This is a genomic window from Nonomuraea sp. NPDC049141, assembly GCF_040648415.1.
Lineage (GTDB): Bacteria > Actinomycetota > Actinomycetes > Streptosporangiales > Streptosporangiaceae > Nonomuraea.
Genome location: NZ_JBEZDR010000124.1, coordinates 1 through 2,493 on the forward strand (window position 1 = coordinate 1; position 2,493 = coordinate 2,493).

Here is a 2,493-nt window from a genome sequence, read left to right on the forward strand (position 1 = left end):
CCCGGGTCCGGCGGCGCAGGTTGATCAGGTCGACCTCGTGCAGGAAGCGCAGCGCCTCCCCGGCGCCCAGCTCCTGGGCGCGGGCCTGGAACGCCCGGATGTCCTTGGGCAGGCAGGCGCCCCCGAAGCCGAGCCCGGCCTGGAGGAACCGGTTGCCGATGCGCGGGTCGAAGCCGATGGCCCGGGCGAGGTGGGTGACGTCGCCGCCGGAGGCCTCGCAGACCTCGGCCATCGCGTTGATGAAGGAGATCTTGGTGGCGAGGAAGGCGTTCGCGGCGACCTTGACCAGCTCGGCGGTGGCGAAGTCGGTGACCACGAGGGGCACCTCGCGGTCCTCGGTGGCGGCCAGGTCGAAGACGCCCTTGTGGGCGGCGTAGAGCATGCCGTTGGCCCACTCGCTCTTGACGCCGACGACGATCCGGTTGGGCCGCAGCACGTCGTCGACGGCGAAGCCCTCCTGGAGGAACTCCGGGCTCCACGCCACCTCGACCCCCAGATCGGTGGGGGTGTGCTTGCTGACCAGCTGCTCCACCCACTCGGCGGTGCCGACCGGCACGGTCGACTTGCCGACGATGAGCGCCTTGCGGGTCAGGTGCTGGGCCAGGCTGGTGACCGACGCCTCGACGTACGACAGGTCGGCGCCCATCCCGTCGGCGCGCTGCGGCGTGCCGACGCAGATGAAGTGCACGTCACCGAACTCGGCGACCTCGGCGATGTCCGTGCTGAACCGCAGCCGCCCGGCGCCCAGGTTGCGCTTGAGCAGCTCGTCGAGGCCGGGCTCGTGGATCGGCACCTCGCCGGCGTTCAGCATGGCGATCTTGTCGGCGTCGACGTCGAAGCCGAGCACCTCGTAGCCGAGCTCGGCGTAGCAGATGGCGTAGGTCGCACCGAGGTAGCCGGTGCCCAGGAAGGTCACCCGCGGTCGCTGCGCACCGGAGGGGGGCGTCACCGCGGCGATGGCGGGCATCGGCTGGGTGTTGGGGTACGGGATCGTCACGCCTGTCTTCTCCGCTCGCGCTGGCGTCGCGTGTCGCGTCGCGTTCTGCTGCGGCGCCTGGGCGGGCACCGGAGGGACTCTAACGTCTGTCGGTTCCATCGTCGCCGGGCGGCTTCGGCGCTCTGCCACGTTCGAGGCTACGCGGCGGTAACATCACCTGAACTCTGTCGCTATCCTTCAGTCTGCGCCGTCGGCGGTCAGGAGACGCTACAGACTGCGCATGATAGCGGTGAAGGGGAGGGGCCGACATGGCCGCAGAGCAGTCGTTCGACGTCTACCGGTTGCCCGAGGAACACGAGGCGATCCGGGAGGCGGTCCGTGAGGTCTGTGCGGCCAAGGTGGCGCCGCACGCCGCCGAGGCCGACGAGACCGGCGAGTTCCCGAAGGCGTCCTACGACGCCCTGCGGGCCGCCGACTTCCACGCTCCACACATCCCCGTCGAGTACGGCGGCGCGGGCGCGGACGCCCTGGCCACGGCCATCGTGATCGAGGAGGTGGCGCGCGCCTGCGCCTCGTCCTCGCTGATCCCGGCGGTCAACAAGCTCGGCACGATGCCGCTGCTGCTGGCCGGCTCCGAGGAGCTGAAGCGGAAGTACCTGACCCCGGTCGCGGCGGGCGACGCGATGTTCTCGTACTGCCTCTCCGAGCCGGAGGCCGGCAGCGACGCGGCGTCGATGACCACCCGCGCGGTGCGTGACGGCGATCACTGGGTGCTCAACGGCGTGAAGCGCTGGATCACCAACGCCGGGGTCTCCGAGTTCTACACGGTCTTCGCGGTGACCGACCCGGCGGCCCGGTCCCGGGGCATCTCCGCCTTCGTGGTCGAGAAGTCCGACCCGGGGGTCAGCTTCGGCGCCCCGGAGAAGAAGCTCGGCGTCAAGGGCTCGCCGACCCGCGAGGTCTACCTGGACAACGTCCGGATCCCCGCGGACCGCATGATCGGCGCCGAGGGCACCGGCTTCGGCACCGCGATGAAGACCCTGGACCACACCCGGGTCACCATCGCCGCGCAGGCCGTCGGCATCGCCCAGGGCGCGCTCGACTACGCCAAGGGGTACGTCCAGGAGCGCAAGCAGTTCGGCAAGGCGGTCGCCGAGTTCCAGGGCGTGCAGTTCATGCTCGCCGACATGGGCATGAAGCTGGAGGCGGCCCGGCAGCTCACGTACACGGCGGCCGGCAAGTCCGAGCGGGGCGACGCCGACCTGACCTACTTCGGCGCGGCGGCCAAGTGCTTCGCCTCGGACGCGGCCATGGAGATCACCACCGACGCGGTGCAGCTGCTCGGCGGCTACGGCTACACCCGGGACTACCCGGTCGAGCGGATGATGCGGGACGCCAAGATCACCCAGATCTACGAGGGCACCAACCAGGTGCAGCGCATCGTGATGGCCCGCCAGCTCCTGAAGGGCTGACCGGTCGGCGGGCGGGCCGGTCGTCCGGCCCGCCCCGCATCCTCACCGGATCTCGGTCGTGGTGTCCTCTTCCGGCCGGTTGCC

The 2,493-nt window shown here is 70.7% G+C and carries 2 protein-coding genes; one reads left to right on the forward strand and one right to left on the reverse strand.

The features are described 5' to 3' along the window. Positions 1 to 967, reverse strand: a 967-nt coding sequence (locus AB0B91_RS65005) for a nucleotide sugar dehydrogenase (RefSeq protein ID WP_358343000.1), incomplete at its 3' end; no start/stop codon positions are given. Positions 968 to 1,245: 278 nt separating this feature from the next. Here AB0B91_RS65005 and AB0B91_RS65010 point away from each other — a divergent pair. After that, on the forward strand, positions 1,246 to 2,409 hold the full coding sequence (locus tag AB0B91_RS65010) for an acyl-CoA dehydrogenase family protein (protein WP_089001931.1): 1,164 nt from the start codon (positions 1,246 to 1,248) through the stop codon (positions 2,407 to 2,409). Positions 2,410 to 2,493 lie beyond the last annotated feature (84 nt).

What these genes read in the sequence shown, in the direction of transcription:
- AB0B91_RS65010 (WP_089001931.1), top strand. Translation starts at nt 1,246, where the DNA reads ATGGCCGCAGAGCAGTCGTTCGACGTCTACCGGTTGCCCGAGGAACAC.